Raw genomic sequence first — 26,993 nt, 5'->3', positions numbered from 1 at the left:
TAGAATGGCTTACAACCGTAAAGCCCGATAGACAGGCGAAACGACTATGTTCATAGACAAAGTGCATATTCACGTGAAGGGTGGCGACGGCGGCGCTGGCTGCATGAGCTTCCGCCGCGAGGCCCATGTTCCCAAGGGCGGTCCCGACGGTGGCGACGGCGGCCATGGTGGCAACGTGGTCATCCAGGCTGACGGCAGCGTTTCCTCCCTCATCGACTATCGCTTCAAGCACCATTTCAAGGCGCAGCGCGGTACGCATGGCAAGGGCAGCCGCATGCACGGCGCCAATGGCGACGACCTTATCCTGAAGGTTCCCATGGGCACCATCGTGCGCGAATACGACGAGGAAACGAAGGAAGTGGGCGAGACCATCGCCGACCTTACGCACGACGGCGATGCCGTCGTGGTGGCCCAGGGTGGCGTAGGCGGCCGTGGCAACATCCACTTCGTCACCTCTACGCGACGTGCTCCTGCCTTCGCCGAACTGGGCGAACCTGCCCACGAAGGCTGGATCGAGTTGGAAATGAAGCTCATGGCCGACGCTGCTTTGGTGGGCGTGCCCAGTGCGGGCAAGAGCTCTATCATCTCGCGCGTGAGCGCGGCGAAGCCCAAGATTGCCGATTACCCGTTCACTACGCTGCAGCCCAACCTGGGCGTCGTGCGCAGCGACGACTACGACTACGTTATTGCCGACGTTCCCGGCCTCATCGAGGGCGCGCACGAGGGCAAGGGCCTGGGTCACGAGTTCCTGCGCCATGTGGAGCGCACGGCCATCATCGTGCACGTGGTCGATATCACGGGTGGGTTCGAGGGCCGCGACCCCGTGGAGGACTATCGCATCATCAACCGCGAGCTGGAACTGTATTCCGACGAGTTCGCCGCACGTCCTCGCATCGTGGTGGCGAACAAGGTCGACATGCCCGGGTTCGAGGACAATCTGGAGCGCCTGCGCGAGGCCGTGAAGGCCGACTCGCTGGCTGCTGCGGGCGGCAACGAGTTTGCCGAAAGCCCCATCGACCCGAAGCTGTACCTCACCAGCGCCGTTACCGGCAAGGGGCTCGATGCTCTTGCTGCCGCCATCGGCACGCGCGTACACGAGATCCGCGAAGCGGCTCGTGCGGCCCAGGAAGCCGAGCCCCATTACGATCACGTGTGGGAGCGCAAGCGTCAGGCACGCGAGCAGAAGTTCGAGGTCGTCAAGCTTTCCTCCGACGTCTACCGCGTGGTGGGCACCCAGGTGGAGCGCATGGTCGTGCAGTGCGACTGGGAAAACGAAGAAGCCATCGCCTTCTTGCAGCATCGTTTCAAGCGCCTGGGCATCGATGCCGCCCTGGAAGCGGCAGGTGCGCGTGATGGCGACGAAATCCGCATCGTAGGCCGTTCGTTCGAATTCGAATCGTCCCGCATGCACGAAGACATCTACGCAGGATTGGACATCTAGTGAAGCACGCGCGCAGCAAGGTCATCGTCGTAAAGATCGGCTCGTCCACGTTGGTGGGGGAAGACGGCGCCCTCGATAGGGGGTACCTGGAGGCCTTGGCCGAACAGGTTGTCTCCCTGCGCAAGGCGGGCTGGAAGCCCATCATCGTCTCGTCTGCGGCCATTGCCTGCGGCGTGCAGGTGCTGGGGCTCGATGCGCGTCCCACCGACATGCCCAGCCTGCAGGCCGCCGCATCGGTGGGGCAGGGTGCCTTGGCCAGCGCGTACAGCGAGGTCTTTGGCGCGCACGACGTGGTTACCTCGCTCGTGCTGCTTACGCGCCACGACACGGCCAGCCGCCATGCCTACGTGCACGCGCGTGAAACGCTGCGCGCGCTTCTGGAATACGACGTCGTTCCCGTGGTGAACGAGAACGACACCACTTCGGTCGAGGAAATCCGCTTCGGCGACAACGATACGCTGGCTGCGCTTGTGGCGTGCCTTATCAAGGCCGACATGTGCGTTATCTTCTCCGACATCGACGGCCTGTACACGGCCAACCCGCGCGAAGATGCGAATGCGCGCAAGCTCGACCGCGTCGATTTCATCACGCCTGAAATCATGGCCTCTGCCGGGGGCGTTGGTTCTTCGGTGGGTAGCGGCGGCATGGTCACGAAGATTCGCGCCGCACGCGTGCTCATGATCGCCGGCATTCCGCTCGTGGTGTGCAATGGCCACGAACCCCATGCGCTCGAGCGCTTGGTGCAGGGCGAATCGGTGGGCACGTGCTTCGAAGCGCGTCGCGTGCCGCACGAAATAACGAACTACAAGCTCTGGATTGCCCTGGGCGATTCCGCGAAGGGCTCGATCGTCGTCGACGACGGCGCGCGCGATGCCCTGGTGGGGAAGGGCAGCTCGCTTCTGTGCGTGGGCGTAACCAACGTTATGGGCACGTTCGACGCGGGCGATATCGTGAACATCGAAGACGCGCGCGGGCATCTGTTTGCCCGTGGCAAGGTTTCCGCTTCCAGCGACGAAATCCTGCTCGCGCGTGGGTATAGCCAGGCGCAGATGGCGGCAAATCGCCTGCTGGCACCTTTGGCGGAGTCTCCTATAGTCCATCGAGATGAATTGGTGGTGTTTGAATGAGCGTGAAGGAAATTGCCCTAGCTGCGAAGAAGGCCAGCGTTGCCTGCGGAAAGGCGTCGCTTAGCGTGCGTAATGGTGCGTTGCATACCATGGCGCAGGCGCTGCGCGAGCATGTGGCCGACATCGTGCAGGCGAACGAGCTTGACATGCAGGCTGCCCGCGAGGCGGGTACGGCCGAGCCGCTGCTCGATCGCTTGCAGCTTACGGCCGAGCGCATCGAGGGCATGGCATGCGGCCTCGAATCGCTTGCCGAGCTTCCTGATCCCCTGGGTCAGGTGCAGCAGGAGCGCACCCTTGCTTCTGGGGTGAACCTCACGCGCGTGAGCGTTTCCATGGGTGTTGTCGCCATGGTGTACGAAGCGCGTCCCAACGTCACTGCCGACGCTGCCGGCATCTGCGTGAAGACGGGCAATGCCTGCGTCCTGCGTGGTGGTAGCATGGCGTTCAATTCGAATGTGTATCTTGCTCACCTTCTGCATGATGCCGCGGTTTCTGCCGGCATGCCCATCAACTGCATCTGCGCGGTGGAAACGAAGGACCGCGCTGCTACCGACGAACTGCTGCAGATGCGCGGCATCGTCGACGTGCTCATTCCGCGCGGCGGCGCCGGCCTCATTCAGCATTGCGTGCAGAACGCCACGGTGCCCGTCATTGAAACGGGCGTGGGCAACTGTCACGTGTATGTACACGAACCCGCCAACGTCGAGATGGCGCGCGACATCGTGGTAAACGCGAAGACGCAGCGCCCGGGCGTGTGCAATGCCATCGAATCGCTGCTTGTCGATGATTCCATCGCCGAGCAGGTGCTTCCCGTTATCCTGCCCGAACTTGCATCGCGTGACGTGGTTATACACGCCGACGAGCATGCGTATGCCATCGCCCAGCAGCTTATCGAGCAGGGCGTTTCTATGCAGCTCGTTCCCGCTACGGAAGACGACTGGGCTACCGAGTACCTGAACCTCGACATTGCCGTGCGCTGCATGAGCGGACTTGATGCCGCCATCGAGCACGTGAATCGCTTTGGCACGCGTCATTCCGAATGCATCGTCACGGAAGACGAAGCTGCTGCTGAGGAATTCCTGGCCAGCATCGACGCAGCTGCCGTGTATTGGAACGCATCTACGCGCTTCACCGATGGCGGGGAATTTGGCCTGGGTGCTGAAATTGGCATCTCCACCCAGAAGCTTCACGCCCGCGGGCCCTTTGCGCTTGCGGCACTTACCACGTACAAGTACCTGCTTCGTGGCTCCGGCCAGGTGAGAAGCTAGTGAGCGTCATTAGCGACAACTTCGACCATCTGGGCCTTGCGCCCGACGGCACCGTCGATACCAGTCGCACGTATCGCCTGGGCATCATGGGCGGTACGTTCGACCCCATCCACATTGGCCATTTGGCGTGTGCCGAACAGGCGCGCGATGCCTTCGACCTAGATGCCGTGCTCTTCATTCCGGCGGGTCAGCCCGTGTTCAAGAAGCACCAGAAGGTCACCTGCGCGGCCGACCGCCTGGAAATGTGTCGCTTGGCCTGCGCCGACAATCCCGCCTTCGACGTAAGCCCCATCGAAATCGAGCGCGGGGGCGATACGTATACCATCGATACGCTTCACCAGCTGCGTGATTACTATCCGGAAAACGTCGAGCTCTACTTCATCACGGGTGCCGACGCCATGCTTTCCATTGTCAGCTGGCGCAATTCGCAGGGCCTTTCGAAGCTTGCGCATCTTATCGCCGCCACGCGACCAGGATTCGTAATGTCCGACGAATATAGAAGAACCCTAGCCGAGCATGGGTGTTTTGACGTAAGCTATCTAGAGATGACCGCGTTGTCGGTTTCGTCGAGTATGCTGCGCGAATGGGTAGGCCAGGGCAAGTCGATCCGCTACCTTTGCCCGCAGGGTGTTTGGCAATACATTCAGGATCGCGGCTTGTACCGCGCGTCTGGATTGGGGGAATAGACGTATGGGCAAGAAGAAGAACAAGAAGCAGCTGCAGAAGGAGCTCGAAAAGCTCGAGAAGAAGCAGCTTGCGAAAAAGAAGAACAAGAAGGCGAAGAAGGCCGCCAAGCGCCAAGAGCTCACGCGCGAGAAGCTTATCGAGCTTTCAGGTGGCGACCTGCCGTATCAGCCCGCGTCGAAGAAGGTCTTCGGCAAGAAGAACTACAAGCGCATGAAGGTGCTTCTGGCTGCCCGCGTGGGCAAGAAGCGCTACAAGCATTCGGTTGGCGTGGCCAAGACGGCCAAGAAGCTTGCCAAGCTGTATGGCTATAACCCGAAGGTTGCTCGCATGGCGGGCATCCTGCACGACTGGGACAAGGGCCTGGGCGTGTACGAGATTCGCGAGCGCGCTCAAACCCTGGGTGTCGACCTCGACCCCCAGATTTCGGAAAACATGCCCTGGTTGCTGCATGGCCCCACGGCCGCCGCGGCCCTGCGCTTGGAATACCCCGAATTCGGCGAGGAGGTCTTCCAGGCCATCGCGCGTCATACTTCGGGCGCAGCCGAGATGTCGCCGCTCGATTGCATCATCTACGTGGCCGATATCATCGAGCCCAATCGCACGTTCGGCGATATGAAGGGCATCAAGCGCTTGCGCAAGGAAGTGGGGAAGGTTCCGCTCGAACAGCTCTACTTCGATGCGTTCAAGTACACCTTCACGTTCCTGGTCAACCGCGACCGTCAGCTCTACCCGGAAACGGTGGACATCTGGAATTCTCTCATGTGGAAGTACGGCTTCGTGCGCACCATGAAGTTCTAGGCGCGCGGGGATCATACGCAAACGAAACGGGGTGGCCGATTGGTTCGGCCACCCCGTTGCTATTCGTGCGATGTTCGTTCGCGCTATTCGCGACCCATGAGCTTTGCGATGCGGTCGGAGTACTCGGCGTCGGTGATGCCGGCTTCGGCCAGGTCGATAACGGGTGCGTCGTTCCAGAGCGTTTCCAGGCGATAGAAATCGCGCGCTTCGGGCTGGAACACGTGTACCACGAAATCGCCGTAGTCGAGCAGGGCCCACGTGCCGGCTTCGATGCCCTCGCGGTGGATGGGCTTCACGCCGATCTTTTCGCGGCAGTCTTCTTCGATGGCGTCGATGATGGCGTCGACCTGGCGGTTGTTCGCCGCCGTGGCGATGACGAAGTAGTCGGCAACGGAAGAGAGTTCGCCCACTTCCTGAACCATGATGTCGGTGGCCTTCTTCTCGTCGGCTGCCTTGGCCGCTACCAGCGCGGCTTCGCGTACGTTGTAATCAGTCATTGTTCTCCTTAGCTTGGTGCTGTGGGTATTCTACCGCATTAGGCACGTTGGAATATACTCACCACTTCGCAGTGGAAGGTTTGCGGGAAGAGGTCCACGGGCGTGGCCTTCGTAAGGCGATAGCCTTCGTTGGAAAGGCGCTCCACGTCGCGGGCCCAGGTGCACGGGTCGCAGCTGATGTAGGCCAGGCGCTGGGGAGCGGCCTTCGCGATGCTCGCGGGCACGCCGTCGGCCAGGCCGGAACGGGGCGGATCGACCAGCAGGGCGTCCAAGTGACCCATGGCGGGTAGCTCGCGGGCGCTGTCGCCGCCAATGATGTCGACCCACAGCTGGGCGCTATCGGCGTTGGCGCGTAGGTCGCGCACGCTGGAGCCAGCGCTTTCCACGGCAAGCACGTCGCCGCAGCGCTCGGCCAGGGGCAAGGTGAAGGTGCCCACGCCGCAGTACAGGTCGGCGATGCGGTCGGTTTCGGTTACCTGCAGGCCTTCCAGGGCAAGCTCAACGAGCTTTTCCGCCTGGGCGGTATTTACTTGGAAGAAGCTGGGGGCGCTTGCGCGGTACGTGAATCCGCATAGGTCTTCCGTCCAGTGGCCCTTGCCAGCTAGTACCTCCACGCCCTTCACGGCGCGCGCCGAGCCCTCTTCGGCCATGACGCGCACGATGCTCGTGGCCTTGAGCGTGCTGGCGAGCGTCTTTGCCGCAGCGGCACGCGGGAAGCTGCCGGGGCGCGTCCACAGGGCGATTTCCGTATCCTTCGTGCGCAGGCTGCTGCGCACGCCCACGCGGTAGATGCCCAAATCGCCGGAACCCTGCAGATAGCGCAGCGCACCGCGTAGGGCCTTGGGCGCCTTTTCGATGGTTCGATGGGCCAGGGGGCAGGCGTTGGCGGGGCAGAGCTCGTGCGAGCCCGGCTTGCGGAACCCCAGCTGCAGGCGCCCCTGCGCGTCGGTCTCGCAGGCCATTTCCAGCTTGTTCCTGTATCCCATCTGGCGCTTCGAGGGCACGCAGGCCGCCACCAGTGATTCGGCTTCCAGCGCGTCGACGTGCGCCACGCGACGCAGCTGCGACACGACATTCGCGCGCTTGGCTTCCAGCTGGGCCGAATAGGCTACGTGCTGCCACGAGCAGCCGCCGCATGCGCCGGCAAGCGGGCAGGTGGGGGCTACGCGCGCTTCGCCTGGCTGCAGCACTTCGACTACATGGCCACGCGCGAACGACTTGCGTTCCTCCGTGATTTCCACCAGGGCCGTATCGCCCGGGGCGCCGCCTTCCACGAACACGGCGCGGCCATTTTCATCGCGCCCAATGGCTGCCGATCCGTATGCCAGCGTATCTATGTGCAGTTTCGTTTGCATGTACTTCCTTCTGTTTGCCAATGCGCCCATGTTACCAAGTGGCTATGCAGTTCAAATGTGCATGGGATGATAAACAGGGAAGATAGCGTATAATCACAAATCGTGTATGCGCCCTCGTAGCTCAGGGGATAGAGCGTCTGCCTCCGGAGCAGAAAGTCGCAGGTTCGAATCCTGTCGAGGGCACCAGGTTTATTACGGGTGCATACGTACCCTATGAATTCGGAAGGGAGCGCACATGGCGCAGTACACCCCGGCTTATCAGCCCAATGGAAACGAAATCGCCGTTATCGAAACGTCCAAGGGCACCATCAAGGTGCAGCTTGCGGGCGCCGATGCCCCCATTCACGTGGGCAATTTCGTCGAGCTTTCCCAGAAGGGCTTCTACGATAACCTGAAGTTCCACCGCCATGTTCCCAACTTCGTCATCCAGGGCGGCGACCCGAACACCCGCGACCTCGATTCCGCGCAGGTGCAGATGGCCGCCAATAACCCGTTCGGCGGTCTGGGCACGGGTGGCCCCGGTTACACCATCCGCGAGGAGTTCACCACGAACCCGAACAACTCGCATGAAGATGGCGCGCTGGCCATGGCCCGTTCGCAGGATCCGAATTCCGCTGGCTCCCAGTTCTACCTGTGCCTGGGCCCTCAGCACTTCCTCGATCCGAACTACACCGTGTTCGGCCAGACCATCGAGGGCAAGGACGTCATCGGCCAGCTGCGCGTGGGCGATGTCATCGAGCACATTACCATCGAAGGCGCGAACGACTAGTCAAGCCCCTTTGCTTGGCAGTCATTCGGCACGAGAGGACAGATCGGCATTATGAACAACGTCTTATTCCAGAGGGCACGCGAAGCCTACGGCGTGAACGACTACGTTTCCGCGCTCGAGGGTTTCACCCAGTGCCTGCAGGGCTTAAGCGATGGGGAAGAAGTAGCGGAAGGCGAACTGGGCCTGCTGTATCACCAGATCGGCAACTGCCTCATGAAGCTGCACGACTACGAGGAAGCCATCCATGCCTACACGCAGGCCACGGCCGATAACTCGTACGAGGGCATCGGCGCCGTGAACTGCAATCTGGGCAATTCGTATGCCGCGTTGCACGACTACGAGAATGCAGTCAAGCATTTCGAGATTGCCGTTTCCGATGCCAAGTACGATTCCGTGTACAAGGCATATGCGGGCATGGGCAAGGCCTATCTGAAGCTGGGCAAGTCCGCCGAAGCCGGTTCCGCGTTTCGCTCCGCCGCGCTCGACGAGGCGAACCCGAACCCTGCTCAGGCACTTTTGAACCTGGGCATTTGCTTCATGGCCCTTGACCGTCCGGCCGACGCCGTGGCTTCCTACGAAAGCGCCCTGCAGTTCGACATGAACACTGCCACGCGTAACAAGCTGTACGCGAACATGGGCCAGGCCTATACGGCCACGGGCCAGTTCCAGCAGGCCGTGAATGCGTTCGAGGAGGCTCTTGCCGACAAGACGTACTTCCTGAACGACGCCGCCAGCGTCGACTACCAGCGTGCCATTGGCCAGGTTGCCCAGGGCACCCAGGTGCTGGCCGCCGTGGAAGACGACCCTGCTGCCACCGCCGACATGTCGGGCCTCGACGTGCCGGGCGACGGCGCTCCCATCTACCACGAAACCGACATGGCCGCTGCGGCTCAGAACCCGTACTACTATGCCGACAGCTACGGCGTGTCCGACAAGTACAATTCGGGCGACGAGCGCTTCTTCAACGCAACTGAAGAGGAAATCGAGCAGTGGAGCCGTGGCGTGGCCAGGCAGGATCGCAAGCGCCGCAACGTGGGCCTGAAGATCCTGGTTGCCTTCATCGTGGTGCTCGTGCTTGCCGCGGGCGCTGGCGTGTTCGCCTATTCCCAGGGCTATGGCTATCCCACGCAGGAAAGCGTGGTGAAGCAGCTCTTCGCCGATCCCACCAACGCTTCGTCGGTGTTCTCCTCCGACCTTTCCAGCGAAAAGGTCGAGAAGATGCTCGACCCGGTGGTGCAGGACGCCAACGTTACCGTCAACGGCCAGGAAGCTTCCATGAATTCCAGCGTGGAGTACGTAACGGCTTCCACCAGCGAGGGTGGCGAGGTCCAGTACAAGATCACCATGTCGCGTGACGGCATTGGCTGGAAGATATCGAATATCGAGCTCTATTTCGCGAGCCAGAACTAATCGTTAGCAGTGCTATCAGGAAAGAAAGGATTATTGATGGCAGTACAGAAGACTTACACCATGATCAAGCCCGACGGCGTGCGCAATGGCCACATCGGCGAGATCGTGAATCGCTTCGAGCGCGCTGGCCTGAAGGTCGAGCGCATGGAGCTGGGCATGGTTACCATGGAGCAGGCTCAGGCCAACTACGCCGAGCATGAGGGCAAGCCCTTCTACGAGGGCCTCATCTCCTACATCACCAGCGGTCCCGTGGTGAAGATGGTCGTTTCCGGCGAAGGCGCCGTTGCCAAGGTTCGCACCCTCATGGGCGCCACCAACCCTGCGGAAGCTGCCCCTGGCACCATCCGTGGCGACTTCGGCCTGATCATGGACGAGAACGTCATCCATGGTTCCGACTCTCCCGAGTCCGCTGAGCGCGAAATCGGCATCTTCTTCAACTAATTGCCGAGAAATCGCAGTTTGGGGCCGGCTCTTCGGAGCCGGCCTTTTTCGTGTCGTGGGGTAGGGAGCGCGCATTGCTCGCAACGCCTGGGTTCGCTCCTTCGGGGCCCAACGCGCATGCGCCAGACGGATTCCCGGGTGTACGTGGCTTCGCACCAGCGGGTATGCATTATAGTTCGCGTATGAATTTACGTGGTGCGCCACGTCGCTGTGTTACCATTTGCATTTGGAAATTCCGAGTATGAAGGACTGCCTTTATGTCGTTTATGGATTGGTTCAACTCGGCGGGATCATCGTACGATATGGCAATCGACCTGGGCACCGCAAATACGCTGGTTGCCATCACGGGCGAAGGCATCGTTATCAACGAACCGTCGGTTGTTGCAATAGAAAAGAGCACGCACCGCGTTCTTGCCGTTGGTCATGAAGCCAAGAACATGATCAACCATACCCCCGATGCGTTTTCGGCGGAACATCCGCTGCATGACGGCGTTATCGCCGACTACGACGTCACCGAGGCCATGCTGTCCGCATTCATCAACAAGGCGGTCGAGCGCAAGTACCCCTGGCAGCCCAAGCCGCGTATCGTCGTGTGCATTCCCTGCGGCGCTACCAGCGTTGAAAAGCGCGCGGTATTCGAAGCCACCATTCAGGCGGGCGCGCGCCAGGCATACCTCATCGAAGAGCCCATGGCCGCTGCCATGGGTGCCGACCTGCCCGTAACCGAGCCTACCGGCTCCATGGTCGTCGACATCGGTGGCGGCACCACGGAAGTGGCCGTCATCTCGCTGGGCGGCATCGTTACGTCGTCTTCGCTGCGTCTTGCTGGCAACCGCATGGACGAGGCCATCGCCATGTACCTGCGCGACCTGCTGGGCATCAAGATCGGCGAACGCACGGCTGAAGTCATCAAGATCAAGATCGGCTCCATTCTTCCGTTCGAAGACGGCCGCGAGCGCGACATGATCATTTCTGGTCAGGACGTTCTCACCGAACAACCGAAGGAAGTTACCATTCAGTCGGAAGACGTGCGCGCTTCGCTGCAGTCCTCCTGCGACGAAATGGTGCTGCACATCAAGGAAACGTTCAAGAAGACGAACCCCGACCTGGCATCCGACATCATCCAGAACGGCATCCTGCTCACGGGTGGCGGCGGCCTGCTTTCCGGCCTCGATCAGTACCTGGCTCGCGAGCTCGAAATTCCCGTTTGGGTAAGCGAGACGGCCCTTACCAACGTGGTTATGGGCTGCCTGAAGGTTCTGGAAACGCCCACCGCGCTGAAGCAGACGCTCATGCGTTCCAGGTAAGGCGCGCTTTTCGGTATGCCTTTGAATTTCAAACAGGATCCATCGGCGATGCGGCCCTATTTGGTGCTCATCGTCCTGTTGGTCATTTCCCTCGTGAGCGTCACCATGTACGCCCGCGAGGGTTCCAGCGGCTTGCTGCACAAGGTGCAGGGTGGCGTATCCAGCGTATTCACCCCGTTGAAGCTGGTGAGCGCCACGATTTCCGCCGCCGAAGATTCTACCTCCGATAGCATCACCGATGCCACGCAGGCTACTACGGTCACCGAGCTCACGGAAGAGAACCAGGAGCTTCGCCAGACCATCGCCGAGCTGGAGGAATACCGCCAGGAAGCCCAGCGCCTGCAAGAGCTCATGAACGTGGCCGACATGTACAGCATGGAAGGCGTTACGTGCCGCGTGCTCTCACGTTCCACCGATGCGTGGAACCTGGTGGTTACCATTGATGCGGGTACTTCCAGCGGCGTTCGCGCCGGTCTGCCCGTCATTGGCAGCAGCGGCCTGGTGGGGCAGGTTATCTCCGCCACGGACAGCACCGCGGAAGTGCGTTTGCTGGCCGATCCGCAAACGGGTGTCGCTGCCATGATCCAGTCCAGCCGTGCCGAGGGCATCCTGAAGGGCTCGTTCGACGGCCTGCTGTACCTGGAAGACGTCTCGAGCAGCGTCGACGTGCAGAAGGGCGACGTCGTCATCACGTCGGGCCTGGGCGGCGGTTACTATCGCGGCATCATCATCGGCACCGTGGTGAAGGTCGACGGCAACGCCGGCGACGACGATCGCACCATCATCGTGGAACCGAATGCCAGCACCGGCTCGCTCGAAGAGGTCATGGTGGTTACTGCCATGAATTCCGAAGGCGCAGCAGCCGAAAGCTCCACGACCAGCTCTTCCAGCTCGTCGTCGAGCTCGTCAACTTCGTCATCTTCGAGCAGCGAATAGGAGGCACGATGCAGCGCGAAACGAAGATTTGCATTATTGGCGCGATCATCGCGGTGTTCCTGCAGGTGGTCGTTGCTCCCAATATCGCTATTTTCCAGGTCATGCCCAACTTCCTAATCGTCTACACGCTCGTTGTGGCCATGCTCTTCTCCGACGACTCGGTGCTCGTCATCGCGTTCGTGCTGGGCTTCGTAAGCGACCTTCTGGGCTACGGCCCCGTGGGCTCGTTGGCGTTCTTGCTGGTGCTCGCGTCGTTCTTCGCGTCGCGCGCCCATGCTGCCTTCGCTAACGGCACGGTGCTCATGCCGCTTGTCATTCTCATGCTGTTCGCCCTGGTGGTAGACGTGCTCTACGCGGCATTCCTGCTGGGCCTTTCCAGCAACCTGAACCCCATCGAAGCCTTCGCGTATCGCGCCGTTCCATGCGCGTTGTACGACTGCGTGGTGGGCCTGCTTCTGTATCCGCTCCTGTCTCGCCTGCTCACGAACTCGCAGCTGCAGATGAAGTCCGTTTCCCGCTTGCGCTAGGGGTTTGCCATGCTTGCAGCCATTATCGCGGGAATAGCAACGCTGGTACTTGTCATCGTGGTGGCCGTGCTGGTCGCACGCCGCATGGGCAATCGCTCGCGTGACAAGGTGGCCACCTCGCGCGAGATTCATTCCATCGACACGTACGGCGTGGCGCCCGAAAAGCACAAGACGGGCTTCGGCACGTCGGGGCATACCGAGGTATCCACGTCGAAGACGGCCAGCGGTTCTACGGGCGAGGCCATTACCAGCCGCTTCGTGACCATGGGCATTCTGGCGGCTGCCGTATTCGGATCCCTTATTGCCAAGTTGTTCAGCATGCAGGTGCTGCAATCCGACGAGTATTCCAGCCAGGCTTCCCAAAACCTGTATTCCACGGTGTACACGCCCGCGCCGCGCGGCGTGATCTACGACTGCGACGGCCTGGCGCTGGTGAGCAATCGTTCGAACTACACGGTGCTTGCCTCTTCCGACGTGGCAAGTGACTACGACACCGTACGCCGTCTTTCTGCGCTTTTGGGCATCCCGTTCCAGGTGGTGCGTCAGCGCATTCTGGATAGCACGAGCGGCGCGCAGAGCATGCGCGTTGTGGCCAGCGACGTCACGCTGCGCAACATCGCCTTCATTAGCGAGCATGCTTCGGCCTTCCCGAACGTCACGTGCGAGATGCGCACGTCGCGTTCGTATCCGTATGGCGCGCTGGCGGCCCATATCCTTGGCTACACGGGCACCGCTTCCTCCGAGGATTTCGAGAACGAGACGGCAGGGCAGAACCTGCAGTCGGGCGACTCGGTGGGCAAGAGCGGCGTGGAATATACGTACGAGAACCTGCTTTCTGGCGATCACGGCACGCGCACCCTGCTTACCGACGCGCAGGGCAACGTGCAGTCGGTGGTAAGCGAGACGGCTCCGCTGCGTGGCAACGACATCTACCTCACCATTCGCGGTCCCGTTCAGAAGGTGGCCGATGACGCCCTGCGCGAATATCTGGCGCCCGATGGCAGGCTGGGCTCCGCAAATGCCACGGGTGGTGCCGTGGTGTGCCTGGATGCCACGAACGGGGAAGTGGTGGCCATGGCCAGCTATCCCACGTTCACGCCCGAAAGCTTCATCGGTGGCATTTCCCAGGATATGTGGGACGAGTTCAACACCGAGGAATCGCATTACCCGCTTATGGACCGCGCGGTGGCTGGCACCTATCCAGCCGCTTCCACGTTCAAGGCGTTTACCTCCATGGCCGCGCTTACGAACGGCGTTGCCAGCTCCAGCAGCGATTGGACGTGCACGGGTACGTGGACGGGCTTCGGCAGCAGCTATGCCCAGAAGTGCTGGAAGACGGCGGGCCACGGCACGTTGAACCTGGTCGATGGCATTGCGAACTCCTGCGACGTCGTGTTCTACGAAATCGCGAAGAACTTCTACGAGAGCGGTACGCTTTCAGAAACCGCCATGCAGGATTACATCTGCGAATACGGCTTCGGCGCGAAGACGGGCATCGATCTTTCCGGTGAGGCCACGGGCCGCGTTCCCACGCCCACGTGGAAGAGCGAGTACTTCAAGGATGCCCCCGAAGAGGCTGTTTGGCAGGGCGGCGACATGACGAACATGGCCATCGGCCAGGGCTACGTGCTCATCACGCCCCTGCAGAACGCTGCAGCGTACTGCGGTATCGCCACGGGCAAGGTCTATCGCCCGCACGTGTTGCGCGAGGTGCGCAATTCGCTGGGTGAAACGGTTTTGAAGTACGAGCCCGAGGTCATCGCCGAGCCCACCATGAGCGCCGAGCACATTGCCACGGTGCGCGAGGGCCTGCGCAAGGTGATGACGCTCAACAACTACGATTCGAATTATTTCTCCGGCTGCGGCTTCGAGATGGCCGGCAAGACGGGTACCGCCGAGGTGTCGGGCAAGAAGGACTATTCCTGGTTCTGCTGCTACGCTCCGTACGACAACCCGAAGTACGTGTGCGCGTGCCTTGCCGAGCAGGGCGTTTCCGCGGCGAACAACTGCATTCCCATCGTTTCCGAAGTGCTGCAGGCGGCCATTGCCTACGACAACGGCTCGCTTACGGCCGATTCCATGGGCACGGTTACGGGTGCCTATACGGTCGTGGAATCCAGCAGTACCGATACGACGTCTTCGCGAGGTGACTAGCCTATGAGCAACGTGCAGCGCATGACGCAAATCGACTCGGTGAAGTCGCCGAACGCGCGCATTGCGGCCGCCACGCGCCCGTCGCGCTTTAAGTACATTAACCCCACGCTCGTTTTGGTAGTGGCGGCGCTGGTTACATATGGCCTGATCATCGTGTATACGGCTACGGTGAGCAACGAGTCGTACAACTTTTCGCGCCAGCTTGCCGGCGTGCTCGTGGGCGCCGTGCTCATGCTGCTGCTCTTCCGCTACGACTATCACCAGTTGTCGCATTACATGGCGTTGTTCCTGATCATTAACATCGTACTCATCATGCTGCCGCATATACCGGGCGTTGGCCTTTCCGTGAATGGCGCCAACTCGTGGGCGAAGATCGGTCCTGCGCGCTTCCAGCCAGGCGAGTTTGCCAAGATTACGGTTATCCTGCTGGCCGCGAGCGTCATCTCACGCTACGGCGGCAAGTTGGGTAGCGCGCGCGAGTACCTGAAGGCGCTGGGAATCCTCATGGTTCCCGTGGTGGCCATCCTTACGCAGCCCGACTTGGGCACCGGCATGGTGTACCTGTTCATCGCGGGTACGGCGCTTATCGTGGGTGGCGCTCGGCCGCGCTTCATCCTCATCTCGCTGGGCATCATGGCGGTTGCCGTGGCGGCGATCCTCATCCTCGACCCCATTGCCGACTCCATAGCTGGCAAAGACGTGTTGCTGAAGGATTATCAGAAGTCGCGCCTGTTGGTGTTCTTGGACAATAGCTACGATCCCACGGGCGACGGTTACAACCTCACGCAGGCGAAGATTGCCATTGGCAGCGGTGGCCTTCTGGGCAAGGGCCTGGGCAATGCCACGCAGTCTACCTTGGGCTATTTGCCTGAATCGCCCACCGACTTTATCTTCTGCGTGCTGGCCGAACAGCTTGGCTTCATGGGGGCGCTGCTTCTCATTGCGCTCTACGCCGCCTTGCTTTTCGTGTGCTATCGTATTGCCTACAATGCCAACGACATGTTCGGCACGCTCATCGTCATGTGCACGGCCGGCATGTGGCTTTTCCAGATCCTGGAGAACATTGGCATGACGTGCGGCCTCATGCCCATTACAGGCATTCCGCTGCCCTTCATGAGCTATGGTTCTTCGTTTATGGTGGTCAATTTCGTCATGCTGGGCTTCATTGGCTCGGTATGGGCTCATAACGGCAGGTAGAGCGCTCGCGCTCGGCAAAAGGAGAGATGCATGATGCTTCCCATCGATCCCACCGCGGTGCTCGATGCTTCAACCGATATTGAATCCGCGCGCGCCATGCCGCTGCGTTTGGCGCTGCTCATCGACCCGGAATCGTCGCCCGCGTTGCTCGACGTTATGGCGCGTGCGTTTACGCCGCAGTCGTCACAAGCGCAGGTCGACGTGTTCGATTGGGAAGACGTTTCCGCAGTAACCTCCGAATACGACATGGCCGTTATCGTTGCCGGCACGGGCCTGCGCACGGGCAGCATTGCCCAGGCGCTCATTGCCGCGGGCGTGCCCGCGCTCACTGTTACCGATATGCCCGCCCTCGTGCGCGAAATCGCCGAGGCAGTGGGGTGCCCGCTGCTGGAAAGCGACGTCGTTGCGCCCGACCCGCAGGTCGATGGCGGTGCTTTTCCGGAAACTGACGAGTTCAACCAGGAGCCGTATCCGTTCACGGTCGATCGCGAGCGCACGTTGCTCATGGGCGTGGGCGAGTGGATCGTTTCGACGTTCCACGTAAAGCGCCTGGCTTTCGCGCTATCGTTCCCGTTCGTGCGTCGTCCGCTGTCGCTGGAATCGGTGCATGCCACGTCCCTTCAGAATGCAGGCATTGGCCTGGTGCCGTTCATTCCCGGCGCCGACATGCCTCTCATGACGCTCAACCAGGCGAAGATGGTGCTGCAGATTGCCGCAGCGTATGGCCAGCCCCTGGGAAGGGATCGCTGGCGCGAGCTGTTGGTGCTGCTGGGCGGCGCGTTTGCCTCGCGTTCGGTGGCGCGTTCCCTCATTGGCGCGTTCCCGGTGCTGGGCGGCGTTATTCGCTGCGGCATCGGCGCTGGTGCTACCGAGGCCATGGGGCACGCGGCCATCGCGTATTTCGAGGGACTGTCCGATGGTATCTACGAAGAGCCCAACGAAGAGCGCGCATTGGCGCGCGTGCGCGAGGCAGCTGTTTCGGTGCAGGGCACGGTGCAGCCGTATGCCCAGGCCGTCGCTCAGGTTGCGGTAGACGTGGCCGGCAAGGCGGCCGTGAGCGTTGCCGCACGTGCTCAGCAGGCTGCCCCCGTCGTAATTGGGTTCGCGACCGATGTTGCCCTTCCCGCGGCGTACGCCGTTGCCCAGAAGGCGGGTCCCGTTTTGCGTAAATCGGCCGATGCCGTAGCGCCGGTCGTTGGTCATGCGGTGTGCGAGGTTGTTCCCGCCGTCCGTGAGACCATTCATGTGTTTTGCCGTAAACAGGGCATAGAGCCCGACGAGTTCGCCCGTGCCATGGTGGATTCGTTTATCGATTCGCGCGGAGGTAAGCGTTAGATGCCGCGTACAATGACCGATCTGTGGCCCCGTCTGCGGGGTCTACTTTCGCGTGCCGAACGTCCGGTACGCTACATCAATCATGAATTCGGGTCCGTCCATCATGACTTCGACGCGCATCCCAACGATGCGTCGCTCGTGATGGTGTATCCCGACACGTATGAACTTGGCCAGGCCAATCAGGCCATTCGCATTCTGGTGAATGCCGTGAATGCGCGCGAGGGCATGTGGGCCGAACGCTCGTATCTGCCTGCGGCCGAATTTGGCGACGTCATGCGCGAAGAGGGCCTGCCGCTGTTCTCGCTGGAAAGCTGCGCGCCCCTGCGCGAATTCGACTGCATCGGCATCACGCTGCCGCACGAGCTGGCGGCCACGAACGTGCTTGAAACGCTCGACCTTTCGGGCGTGCCGCTGCGTGCGGCCGACCGCGGCGAGAACGACCCCTTCGTGCTGGCTGGTGGCCCGTGCACGTGCAACCCCGAGCCGTTCGCCCCGTTCTTCGACTGCATGTGCGTGGGCGAGGGCGAGGAAGCCGTACCCGAAACGGTTGCCTGCGTGCACGAGGGTCGCATGGCGGGGAAGAGCCGACAGGAAATCCTGCGCGACCTGGCACGCATTGAGGGTAACTACATTCCCAGCCTCTATCGCGAGCTTTCCGGGGAAGAGGCTGCCCAGGCGGGCTTCCGCGTTGCGCCCATGGTGGAAGAGGCACCGCAGATCGTGAAGCGTCGCATCTACGAGGGCTTTTCCACGAGCAGTTGCTGGGAGCCGTGCGTGGTGCCCTTTGGCGACCTGGTGCACGACCGCCTGAGTGCCGAGGTGCTGCGCGGCTGCACGCGTGGTTGCCGCTTCTGCCAGGCGGGCATGATGTATCGTCCCGTGCGCGAGCGTTCCGCCGACAACATCGTGGAAGGCGTGCTTCAGGGCCTGGAGCATACGGGCTACGACGAGGTGAGCCTCACGTCGCTTTCTACGACCGACCACTCGCAGATTCGCGAGATCCTCACGCGCCTGACCGAGCAGGTGTCGGGTACGGGCGTGCGCGTTTCCATTCCGTCGCAGCGCCTCGACTCGTTCGGCGTCGACATGGCCAAGATGGTCGCGGGCGAAAAGCGCGGCGGCCTGACGTTCGCCCCCGAGGCGGGCACGCAGCGCCTGCGCGATGTCATCAACAAGAACGTGACCGAGGACGACCTGTTCGGCGCGTTGACCGCGGCGTTCAGCGAGGGTTGGCGCCGCTGCAAGCTGTACTTCATGCTGGGCTTGCCCACGGAAACCGACGAGGACGTGAAGGGCATTGCCGACTTGGTGAATCGTGCGTATGAACGCGTGAAGGAAGTCGTGCCGCCGGAAGAGCGCGGTCGCATTCAGTTTGGTATTTCGTGCGCGCTGTTCGTGCCGAAAGCGCAGACGCCGTTCCAGTGGTGCGAGCAGATGTCGCCTGCCGAGGCGCGTCGCCGCGTGAACGTGCTGCGCGATAGCGTGCGGTATCGTGCCATCAACGTGAGCTGGCATGATCCCGCCACGAGCTTCGTGGAGGCCATTATGAGCCGCGGCGGGCGCGAGTGCGCCGACCTGCTGGAGCTGGCATGGCGCAAGGGCTCGCGCTATGACGCGTGGACCGAACATTTCCGCGAGGACGCGTGGCGCGATGCGGGCGCCGAACTGGGCATGGACATCGACGCCATGGCGCGTCGTCGCTTCGACCTGAGCGAGATTCTGCCCTGGCAGCACATTTCCGCGGGCGTTCACCTGAAGTACCTGCAGGTGGAGTACAAGCGCGCGTTGAAGGAAGTCACCACGCCCGATTGTTCGTACGAGGGCTGCACGGGTTGTGGCCTGTGCCCCGACTACGGCATTCAGGTTGAGACGCAGGAGGTGCGCCATGGCTAAGCCGCAACCGAAATCGGCGATTGAGCTGGGTGGCGTGCCCGAGGTGCTCTATCGCCTGCGCGTGGAATACGCCCAGATAGGACGCGTTTCCATGCTCTCGCATTTGGATATGACGCATTACCTGGAGCGCACCGTGCGCCGCGCGAAGCTGCCCTTCGCCATCACGCATGGCTTTTCGCCCCACATGAAGATCGCGTTCGGCGGCGCCCTGCCCGTGGGCGTGGGTGGCCTGCACGAGATCTTCGACGTGTTCCTAACCGAGCGCGTTCCCGAAGAGGAGGCGCTGCGTGCGCTGAATGAGGCTTCGGTGCCGGCATTCCCCATGCTCTCGTGTCGCTATATTCCGCGGAAGGATACCGCGGCAAGCGTCGCGTTCCCGTTTGGCGTGTATGCGGTGGAGTGCGGCGTGCCGGCTGCGCAGCTGCAACTGCCGCAGGATATCGAGGTTACGCGCGAAAAGAAGGGCAAGGTGAAGACGCGCACGTTCCATGTGGCCGACTATCTGCCCTTCGAGCCGTTCGCGCTGGGCAACTTGCTCGTGTTCTGCCTGCAGGCGAAGCCTGAGGGCAGCCTGCGTCCCGACGTGCTCATGCAGCACGTGGAGGGTGCCAACGTGCAGACCGTCATGCGCATCGCGCAGTATGCGGAGGCGCCTATCGTGGATGACGTGCGCGAACGTGCGCAGGCGTATGCGGTGACGTGCGTGCAGCGTGCGTTGCGCGACGTGCTGCCGGCTACGCGCATGCGGGCGGGCGAGCTTATGAGCGTGCATACGACCTTCCAGATTGGCGGCCCGGCCGACCTGTATTGCGTTCCCGCTTCGGTGGAGGACGTGCAGGCGGTTTGCGCGGCATGCCGTGCGTACGATGTGCCGCTGCATGTTATTGGGTGCGGCAGCAACCTGCTGGTGTCGGATGCGGGTTTGCGTGGTGTGGTCATGGAGCTTGGATCTGCGTTTTCCCAGGTGAGCGTTGAGGGCGCGTGCGTGTTTGCCCAGGCGGGCGCCACGAACGAGGCCGTTTCCCAGGCTGCATGCGCTGCGGGCCTGGCGGGCTACGAGTTCGCATCGGGCATTCCTGGCACGGTGGGTGGCGCCGCCATCATGAATGCAGGTGCCTACGATGGCGAATTTGCCCAGGTGGCGGAAGAAGTTACGTGCCTTACGCCCGAAGGGCAGGTCGTTACGGTTTCGCACGACGAGGCGTGCTGGTCGTATCGTCATAGCATGATGGACGAACGCGGCTATGTGGTGCTGTCTGCCAAGCTGCGCCTTACCCCCGACGATTCTGCGGCCATTCAGGCACGCGTCGACGATCTTACCGAGCGTCGTACGTCGAAGCAGCCGCTCGAGATGCCCAGCGCGGGTTCCACGTTCAAGCGCCCCGAGGGGTATTTCGCGGGCAAGCTCATTCAGGATTCTGGTTTGCGTGGATATCGCATCGGCGGTGCGCAGGTGTCCGAAAAGCACACGGGATTCGTGGTGAATGCCGGTGGTGCCACGGCAGCCGATGTGCAGGCGCTCATCGCGCACATCCAGCGTACCGTGCGTGAGCAGTTTGGCGTTGAGATACATCCCGAAGTGCGCATGTGGGGCTTCTAGTACGGGGCTTTTTCGCTGGCTTGGACGATGGTGGAACGTGCATCGGGTGGCCCGTATGCATCAAGCGGGCCCTTTCTTTGCCGGCCTGGGCGTTGAGTGGAAATGCGCCTGTTGTTGCGTCGTATAGTGCGATTGTTGCGCCGTGGCCCGTGTGGGCTGCGGCGCTTTTTGTTGCGTGCACGTTCCGTGCTTTCGTTTCCGCCCTGTGAGCTGCGACACTGTTGGCTGCGAGCGCTTACGTTTCGTGGCTCTTGGCGGTGGCTTTATCGTGCCTGGGGTTTCTTACGGCTGCTTCTCTTGCGACTATCGCAGTTCTTCTTTGGCGTACTCCAATGCTTGTATGCCTTGTTGGGCTTCTGCGCCTATTTCGTAACGAATCGACAAACCGCTGCGGCTTTTAACGCTTTCTTCAGATTTCCCTCCTAGCGTAGAGGGCGAGCAAAACGAAGGAGTGTATATGACCGAAACGGCTGTTGCTGCGAAAAAGAAAGGCTCGTTGTTCGAAAACCTATCTCTTGCCCAGGTGATCGCTACGGCGCTCGCGGCGGTGACGTCGCTTTTGCTGTCGTCGCAGATTGGTATTGCGGGCTCGTTGCTTGGTACGGCCGTAGGCTCGATCGTGGCCACGGTTACCGCCCAGGTGTACAAGAACATCATGCTGAAGTCGGCCGACAAGATTCGTTCGAACGACGATTCGGATGGCGATGCGAACGGCAATGCCGCCAAGTCGCCGTCGGATTTGGTGGGGCAAGCGGCACCCTCTCCGCTATCGCGGGATAATGCGGCGCATATTGGCGGCGCATCGGGTGCGGCTGGCGCTGCTGGCGCGACGTCCGTGATTCCCGCCGCTGCGGGCGCTGCCACGGTTATGGCCGTCCCCGCAGGCGAGGCGCGCTATGGCGCACACGCTTCCGAGGCAAGCGCGTTGAGAGCCGATGCTGCAACGAGCGTTCTATCTGCTGATGGCGCGACGTCGATGCTACCGCCCGATAGTGCGACGTTTTCGGAGGCCGACGCCTCCATGCGTTCTACGTTCGCTCAGGGTGCGACGTCGGTTCTACCTGCCGAGGGCGCAAATGCGGCCGTTGCTGCCGGAACGAGCACGTATGGTTCTTCGCACGCGTCCTCCGATGCTGTGGGCTACGCGCAACGCTCTACCGCTTCGAGCGATGGTGCGCATGCTTCCGCCCGTCGTTCTGCATCGGCGCGCAACTCGCTCATCAAGGCGCGTAGCAATCGCGCGCGTAAGTCGCAGGTTCAGCGCTGGGCGATCGTGGTTTCGGTTGTGGCCGCGCTTGTCGCCATTGCCATTACCGCGGGCCTGGTGACGTTGGTTACTGGTGGCCAGGGCTGGGGGAGCACCGAGGTGCTGTCGTCGCCGAGCACGACCACTGCGCAGACTAGCGCGAACGACGCCGCTTCCACCTCTGCCCCGGCGTCCACCGAGACGCAGCAGTCCAAGGACGAGGCAAAGGAATCGACCGAGAAGAGCACGCAGTCTGACACCGAGGCCGACTCCTCCAACACAGCAACCAATCAGCAGGCGCAGAGTTCCAGTTCGCAGGAGTCGAGCTCGTCTGCCAGCGGGTCTGATACGTCGAGTGGGTCTACCAGCTCGTCTGACAGCGCCTCGAGCAGCGATTCCGCTTCGACTTCGGGTTCGACTACGAGTTCGTCGGATAGCGCTTCAGCGGGTTCCGATACCTCGAGCAGTTCTGCGAGCGGCACCTCCTCGAGTTCGTCTTCGGATTCCAGCGATTTGTCGGCGCAATCTACGAGCTCGTCTTCCAATTCGTAGCGCCGCGGTTCGTGCGTTTGATCGCTTCTTTTTTGGCCTGACGCCCTCGCTTTGCATCGCATTGCGGGGGCAAATTGCAAAACGGGCAGATTTAGGCGTTCGATTGTAAAAAATGTCGCCGATTACACGCTGGAATCGCGTTCTCGACGGGTTTTGGGGTGTCTTTTGCTCGTTCGGGGCTGCGTTTAATTGCGTTTCCCCAGTTCGCGAAATGCTGAGCTTGCCGCGGGGTGGGGAATAACGTGTAAACGGTTACATTTTTGCATTTTCGGGCCCCGGATTTGCCCATTTTGGCGTTCGAGATGCTTTTGCAGCCCTGTCATGGGGCGCTTGAACCGGCGCGGTTGCTTCCGGTTGATGCGGGCGATTGGCGATACCGCCATGAGGGCCATCTGTTTGAGCGCTCTCATTTGCCATTAACGGATGCGGTTACTTGGAGCCCGCTAAGTGGCTACTGCATGTTCTGGGCGTTAGCGCTGGCGAATGCGGCGTATGTGCGACTCGATAATGGGATCGTATGTCTACTCGTTCCCTCTGCCTATCTCGCATTCCGGCGCGTTCATAACCGCGATGGACGTGCGATTCAGCCGCGCTTGTTCACCTTGTACTCGCGAAAAACGCGCCCGCCGTGTTGGGGCGGGCGCGCATGCGTCTTGGTGGTGGGGTTGCCGGCGGTTTACGCCGTTGGCTTGGCGGCTTACGCGGCTAGGCGTACGCCCACGTATTGCGCGGTGCTGGGCAGACCCGAGTTGTCGTACACCTCGGAAAGGGCGCAGGCGCTTACCGTCCAGGTGTAGGTGGCGCCGTCGACTTCGATGGTGCCCTTCTGGTACGTGTTGCCGTTCGAGTCGACGCCCGAATCGGTGACGGATGCGGAATCGAAGCCCTGGTCGGCCATGGCGTTGGTAACGGCAGCGTCAACCGTGCCCGAGGTGAAGTCGGCGTAGGTAAGGTGCAGGTCGGTATTGCCGGCGTTTTGCTGCTCCAGGCGCCAGCTGCCCGTGAGCAGCTTCACGGCTTCTGAAGCCGACAGATTGGCGATTCCCTTGCTGTAGTACGCCAGCGCGTCAACTGCGGTAACGTCGGAAGGCAGCTTGATGACGTTGATGTGTTCGGTGTTCTTCGAAACCGACGAGATGTCGATGACCGTTTGGCCTTGCTGCGCCTGCGTGTCGATGATGCCCTGCGCGTCGAGGCCCACGAGATTGATGAGCGCGGGGGATTGCACGGTTTCGCCGCGGGTGAGCATCTCGTTCACGGCGTCTTGTTCGTCTTGGCTGCCGTATACCACGTTGGCGTAGCAGTTGATTCCCCAGGAAACGCCAATGACCAGCGCGGCGAGGGCGATTGCCCCCAGCAGATAGAAATAGCGTTTCGGCAGGTCGAGCGGGCGCGACAGGGCGCTGCCGTCGTAGTAGCGCACGGGCCCGGAAGATTCTACGGTATGCGCGCTCGTGTCCTTCGGGCGAAGGAACTGGGGGATTTCCAACATAGATGCTCCTTAGCGTATAACAGGGGAAGATTATAGCATTCGGTCTGGAGGTTTCCCAACGGCAGGCCCGGGGGCGCTACACTGTCCTTCAAGAGAACAAACGGGAAGGATCCGGGAAGCATGAGAGATATCTCAACTGCCACCATTACCCAGGAAGTGGCACGGCTGTGCATGGAGGCTGCGTGCGACCTGCCGCGCGACGCCGAGGAGGCCATCAACGCCGCGGCCGAGCGCGAGGAGAGCGAGTTTGGTCGCTGGGCCATGCAGAAGATCTGCCGCAATGCGCGCATCGCCCGCGAAGACGGCGTGCCCATGTGCCAAGACACGGGCATGGTCATCGTGTTTGCCGAGGTAGGGCAGGAAGCGCACATCGTGGGCGGCGATTTCGAGGAGGCTATTAACGCCGGCATCGCGAAGGGCTATACCGAAGGCTACCTGCGCAAGTCCACGGTGGTCGACCCGGTGCTGAACCGCGTGAATGCGGGCGACAACACGCCTGGCATTGTGTACACGCGCCTGGTGCCCGGCGATGCGGTTACGCTCACCATCATGCCGAAGGGCGCGGGCAGCGAGAACATGAGCCGCCTGTTCATGTTGAAGCCGGCCCAGGGTCTGCAGGGCGTGAAGGATGCCGTGCTGCGTGCGGTGGTGGAAGCGGGCGGCAATCCCTGCCCGCCGACGATCGTGGGCGTGGGCATTGGCGGCAACGCCGACAAGGCGCTCATGCTTTCCAAGGAGGCGCTGCGCCGCAAGGTGGGCGCGCCCAATCCCGATGCACGCTATGCCCAGCTCGAGGCTGAGTTGCTGGAAGCCATTAATCGTTCGGGCATTGGCCCGCAGGGCTTTGGCGGCCGCGTTACGGCGTTGGCCGTGCACATCGAGACGTACCCCACGCACATCGCCACCATGCCCGTGGGCGTTACGCTGAACTGCCATGCTGCACGCCACAAGAGCGTCGTACTGTAAGGGGGAACCATGGATATCAAGCGCATTACCACCCCTCTCGACCCCGAAGTGGCGCGTTCGCTGCGTTGCGGCGACATGGTCTCCATTTCGGGAACCATCTTCACCGGTCGCGATGCCGCGCACGCGCGCATGACTGCTGCGCTCGACGCGGGCGAGGAGCTGCCCGTCGACCTGCAGGGCCAGGTCATCTACTATGCAGGCCCCACGCCTGCCAAGCCCGGGCACGTCATCGGCAGCTGCGGCCCCACCACGAGCGGGCGCATGGATGCCTTCACGCCGCAGATGATCGAGCAGGCGGGCCTGGCTGGCATGGTGGGCAAGGGCCCACGCAGCCAGGATGTCATCGATGCCATGGTGGAGCACGGCGTGGTATACTTCGCCGCCGTGGGTGGCGCCGCTGCGCTCATTGCCTCCTCGGTGAAGGAGTGCGAGGTCGTGGCGTACGACGACCTGGGCCCCGAGGCCATTCGTCGCCTGGTCGTGGAAGACTACCCGTGCATCGTGGCCATCGACGCGCATGGCGGGAACCTGTATGAAGACGGCCCCGCGCGCTACCGCGTTGGCCAATAGAACGTTTTACCCAAGGAGCACCATCACATGATTGACTTTTCGATTTTCCTTACCGCGGAAGCCTGGATCAGCCTGCTGACTCTGGTATTCCTGGAAATCGTCCTGGGCGTGGACAACATTGCGTTCATCGCCCTCACCACGAACCGCCTGCCCGAAAGCAAGCAGCACATCGGCCGCAAGCTGGGCCTGGCGGGCGCCATGATCATGCGCGTCATCTTCCTGTGCTTCGCGTCGTGGCTCATTCACATGATGCAGCCCGTCTTCACCGTGGACCTGGGCTTCTACTCGCATGGGTTCTCGGTGCGCGACATGCTGCTGGCTGCTGGCGGCATCTACCTCATCTACAAGGGCGCCAGCGAGCTGCGTAGCATGCTGGCCCTGGAGGAGCTGCGCGCCAAGCATGGCGACGATGCCGACAAGAAGGCGCACCAGATTGGTCTGGGTCAGGCCGTGGGCACCATCATGGTCATGGACATCGTGTTCTCCATCGACTCCGTGATCACCGCCGTGGGCATGGCCGAGCACCTGATCATCATGATCATCGCCGTGATCTCCGCCATCCTGCTCATGATGGTGTTCATCGACCAGGTAAGCGACTTCATCAACAAGCATGCCGAGATCACCATCCTGGCGCTGGTGTTCATCCTGTCCATTGGCGTGTTGCTCACGCTCGATGGCTTTGGCCTGCATACGGGCGTCGAGATCGAGGCGCTGGGCATGTCGCTGGAAAAGGTGCTCGTGTACTTCGCCATGATCTTCAGCCTGGTGATGGAAATCATCCAGATGACGTACAACAAGCGCGCCGCAGCGTTCCATCGCGAGCGCGAGATCGAGCGCGGCCGCGAGGAGATGCGTCAGGAGCTCATCGAGAAGGGCGAAATCGAGGCATAACAGCGAGCGCCAGCGCTCGCGTGCTAGCGCTGGCGTGCAAGTATGTGCATGACGCGCGTCTGAGCGCCGTTGTTTCTAAGGCGTCCCGCAGCAATGCTGCGGGACGCCTTTTTGCATGCGGACGCGTAACGGCAGCCTCGTTGGCATGGGGTATATGTGGGCCTACATGGCGTAGCCTCGCTTGCGTGTGGTGAGTGGGATTAGGCTGCCTTTGGCAAAAACGGCCCCTTCAATGTAAAAAAATCGTCGCTGTACAGGTTGCTCGGATTGCAAGCCGTTATGTCAGATTTCTCGACCTGGGAAAACGTTCATGTTGATTCACGTTCCCATGCCCATGCGTCTGTCTGGGCGACATTCGTTGCCATTACTACCTGTACGGCGACGAATTTTTTACATTTAGCCTCCCGATTTTGCCAAACGGGGCATTTCTCCCACATCGACGCGTGCGAATAGGCTGCCTTTGGCAAAAGTAGACCTTCTGATGTAAATAATTCGTCGTTCTGAACACGGAACGGGGCAGAATGCCCTCATTTT

23 protein-coding genes and 1 tRNA gene are annotated in these 26,993 nt (G+C 61.5%); 21 read left to right on the top strand and 3 right to left on the bottom strand.

Annotated elements, in window-relative coordinates; all coding sequences use genetic code 11:
- The first annotated feature begins 46 nt into the window (after nucleotides 1-46).
- Genes obgE through yqeK form a run of 5 tightly spaced genes read left to right on the top strand, consistent with a single transcriptional unit; the run spans nucleotide 47 to nucleotide 5,321 of the window.
- Nucleotides 47-1,441, top strand: coding sequence for a GTPase ObgE (gene obgE / locus AAY81_RS06565; RefSeq protein WP_066662940.1), 1,395 nt, complete (start codon nucleotides 47-49; stop codon nucleotides 1,439-1,441).
- Entirely contained in the window at nucleotides 1,441-2,568 is a 1,128-nt protein-coding gene (gene proB / locus AAY81_RS06560; RefSeq protein WP_066662938.1) for a glutamate 5-kinase, read from the top strand. The genes obgE and proB overlap by 1 nt, the downstream gene beginning before the upstream one ends.
- Nucleotides 2,565-3,836 (top strand): glutamate-5-semialdehyde dehydrogenase, encoded by a 1,272-nt coding sequence (locus tag AAY81_RS06555; protein WP_066662936.1) that lies wholly within the window; start codon nucleotides 2,565-2,567, stop codon nucleotides 3,834-3,836. The genes proB and AAY81_RS06555 overlap by 4 nt, the downstream gene beginning before the upstream one ends.
- On the top strand, nucleotides 3,836-4,522 hold the full coding sequence (gene nadD / locus AAY81_RS06550) for a nicotinate-nucleotide adenylyltransferase (RefSeq protein WP_066662934.1): 687 nt from the start codon (nucleotides 3,836-3,838) through the stop codon (nucleotides 4,520-4,522). Before AAY81_RS06555 ends, nadD begins: the two co-directional genes overlap by 1 nt.
- Before the next feature lie 4 nt (nucleotides 4,523-4,526).
- Nucleotides 4,527-5,321, top strand: a complete 795-nt coding sequence (gene yqeK, locus AAY81_RS06545; RefSeq protein WP_240480563.1) for a bis(5'-nucleosyl)-tetraphosphatase (symmetrical) YqeK — start codon at nucleotides 4,527-4,529, stop codon at nucleotides 5,319-5,321.
- An 83-nt stretch (nucleotides 5,322-5,404) separates the two neighbouring features.
- On the opposite strand, the gene rsfS is transcribed toward yqeK, so the two are convergent.
- Nucleotides 5,405-5,818 (bottom strand): ribosome silencing factor, encoded by a 414-nt coding sequence (gene rsfS / locus AAY81_RS06540; protein WP_066662932.1) that lies wholly within the window; start codon nucleotides 5,816-5,818, stop codon nucleotides 5,405-5,407.
- A gap of 38 nt (nucleotides 5,819-5,856) precedes the next feature.
- Complete coding sequence (gene rlmD, locus AAY81_RS06535; protein WP_143117340.1) at nucleotides 5,857-7,173, bottom strand: 23S rRNA (uracil(1939)-C(5))-methyltransferase RlmD; 1,317 nt, start codon at nucleotides 7,171-7,173, stop codon at nucleotides 5,857-5,859.
- A 110-nt stretch (nucleotides 7,174-7,283) separates the two neighbouring features.
- Here rlmD and AAY81_RS06530 point away from each other — a divergent pair.
- The 13 genes from AAY81_RS06530 to AAY81_RS06470 all read left to right on the top strand — a co-directional run bounded on the left by AAY81_RS06530 (nucleotide 7,284) and on the right by AAY81_RS06470 (nucleotide 22,540).
- Nucleotides 7,284-7,359 (top strand) — tRNA-Arg (locus AAY81_RS06530).
- A gap of 49 nt (nucleotides 7,360-7,408) precedes the next feature.
- Complete coding sequence (locus AAY81_RS06525) at nucleotides 7,409-7,942, top strand: peptidylprolyl isomerase (RefSeq protein WP_066662927.1); 534 nt, start codon at nucleotides 7,409-7,411, stop codon at nucleotides 7,940-7,942.
- A gap of 51 nt (nucleotides 7,943-7,993) precedes the next feature.
- On the top strand, nucleotides 7,994-9,352 hold the full coding sequence (locus tag AAY81_RS06520; RefSeq protein ID WP_066662924.1) for a tetratricopeptide repeat protein: 1,359 nt from the start codon (nucleotides 7,994-7,996) through the stop codon (nucleotides 9,350-9,352).
- A 36-nt stretch (nucleotides 9,353-9,388) separates the two neighbouring features.
- A complete protein-coding gene (ndk, locus tag AAY81_RS06515; protein WP_066662922.1) occupies nucleotides 9,389-9,793 on the top strand; it encodes a nucleoside-diphosphate kinase in 405 nt (134 codons plus the stop codon).
- 257 nt (nucleotides 9,794-10,050) lie between these two features.
- A complete protein-coding gene (gene mreB / locus AAY81_RS06510; RefSeq protein ID WP_066662920.1) occupies nucleotides 10,051-11,100 on the top strand; it encodes a rod shape-determining protein in 1,050 nt (349 codons plus the stop codon).
- A 15-nt stretch (nucleotides 11,101-11,115) separates the two neighbouring features.
- Nucleotides 11,116-12,036, top strand: a complete 921-nt coding sequence (gene mreC, locus AAY81_RS06505) for a rod shape-determining protein MreC (protein ID WP_066662917.1) — start codon at nucleotides 11,116-11,118, stop codon at nucleotides 12,034-12,036.
- Nucleotides 12,037-12,044: 8 nt separating this feature from the next.
- Nucleotides 12,045-12,563, top strand: a complete 519-nt coding sequence (mreD, locus tag AAY81_RS06500) for a rod shape-determining protein MreD (RefSeq protein WP_066662914.1) — start codon at nucleotides 12,045-12,047, stop codon at nucleotides 12,561-12,563.
- A 9-nt stretch (nucleotides 12,564-12,572) separates the two neighbouring features.
- Nucleotides 12,573-14,717, top strand: coding sequence for a penicillin-binding protein 2 (gene mrdA, locus AAY81_RS06495; protein ID WP_066662911.1), 2,145 nt, complete (start codon nucleotides 12,573-12,575; stop codon nucleotides 14,715-14,717).
- A 3-nt stretch (nucleotides 14,718-14,720) separates the two neighbouring features.
- A complete protein-coding gene (gene rodA, locus AAY81_RS06490; protein ID WP_177168504.1) occupies nucleotides 14,721-15,914 on the top strand; it encodes a rod shape-determining protein RodA in 1,194 nt (397 codons plus the stop codon).
- A 30-nt stretch (nucleotides 15,915-15,944) separates the two neighbouring features.
- Complete coding sequence (locus AAY81_RS06485; protein ID WP_066662909.1) at nucleotides 15,945-17,249, top strand: YcjF family protein; 1,305 nt, start codon at nucleotides 15,945-15,947, stop codon at nucleotides 17,247-17,249.
- A 12-nt stretch (nucleotides 17,250-17,261) separates the two neighbouring features.
- Entirely contained in the window at nucleotides 17,262-19,142 is a 1,881-nt protein-coding gene (locus tag AAY81_RS06480) for a TIGR03960 family B12-binding radical SAM protein (RefSeq protein WP_082868021.1), read from the top strand.
- The gene (gene murB / locus AAY81_RS10815) at nucleotides 19,135-20,742 is read left to right on the top strand and encodes a UDP-N-acetylmuramate dehydrogenase (protein ID WP_082867903.1); all 1,608 of its coding nucleotides are present in this window, start codon (nucleotides 19,135-19,137) and stop codon (nucleotides 20,740-20,742) included. The genes AAY81_RS06480 and murB overlap by 8 nt, the downstream gene beginning before the upstream one ends.
- A gap of 457 nt (nucleotides 20,743-21,199) precedes the next feature.
- The gene (locus AAY81_RS06470; RefSeq protein WP_066662897.1) at nucleotides 21,200-22,540 is read left to right on the top strand and encodes a hypothetical protein; all 1,341 of its coding nucleotides are present in this window, start codon (nucleotides 21,200-21,202) and stop codon (nucleotides 22,538-22,540) included.
- Nucleotides 22,541-23,237: 697 nt separating this feature from the next.
- On the opposite strand, the gene AAY81_RS06465 is transcribed toward AAY81_RS06470, so the two are convergent.
- Nucleotides 23,238-24,032, bottom strand: a complete 795-nt coding sequence (locus tag AAY81_RS06465; protein WP_066662890.1) for a hypothetical protein — start codon at nucleotides 24,030-24,032, stop codon at nucleotides 23,238-23,240.
- A gap of 120 nt (nucleotides 24,033-24,152) precedes the next feature.
- Between AAY81_RS06465 and AAY81_RS06460 the strand changes: the two genes are divergently transcribed.
- Genes AAY81_RS06460 through AAY81_RS06450 form a run of 3 tightly spaced genes read left to right on the top strand, consistent with a single transcriptional unit; the run spans nucleotide 24,153 to nucleotide 26,459 of the window.
- Nucleotides 24,153-24,998: a fumarate hydratase gene (locus AAY81_RS06460; RefSeq protein WP_066662888.1), complete on the top strand. Its 846-nt coding sequence runs from the start codon at nucleotides 24,153-24,155 to the stop codon at nucleotides 24,996-24,998.
- A 9-nt stretch (nucleotides 24,999-25,007) separates the two neighbouring features.
- On the top strand, nucleotides 25,008-25,568 hold the full coding sequence (locus AAY81_RS06455) for a Fe-S-containing hydro-lyase (RefSeq protein ID WP_066662884.1): 561 nt from the start codon (nucleotides 25,008-25,010) through the stop codon (nucleotides 25,566-25,568).
- Nucleotides 25,569-25,595: 27 nt separating this feature from the next.
- Complete coding sequence (locus tag AAY81_RS06450) at nucleotides 25,596-26,459, top strand: TerC family protein (RefSeq protein WP_066662879.1); 864 nt, start codon at nucleotides 25,596-25,598, stop codon at nucleotides 26,457-26,459.
- The last annotated feature ends 534 nt before the right edge of the window (nucleotides 26,460-26,993 follow it).

The organism is Denitrobacterium detoxificans (assembly GCF_001643775.1).
Classification (GTDB): domain Bacteria; phylum Actinomycetota; class Coriobacteriia; order Coriobacteriales; family Eggerthellaceae; genus Denitrobacterium; species Denitrobacterium detoxificans.
Note: the sequence above shows the minus strand (reverse complement) of the source record. Positions and strands in the feature narration are given on the sequence as shown.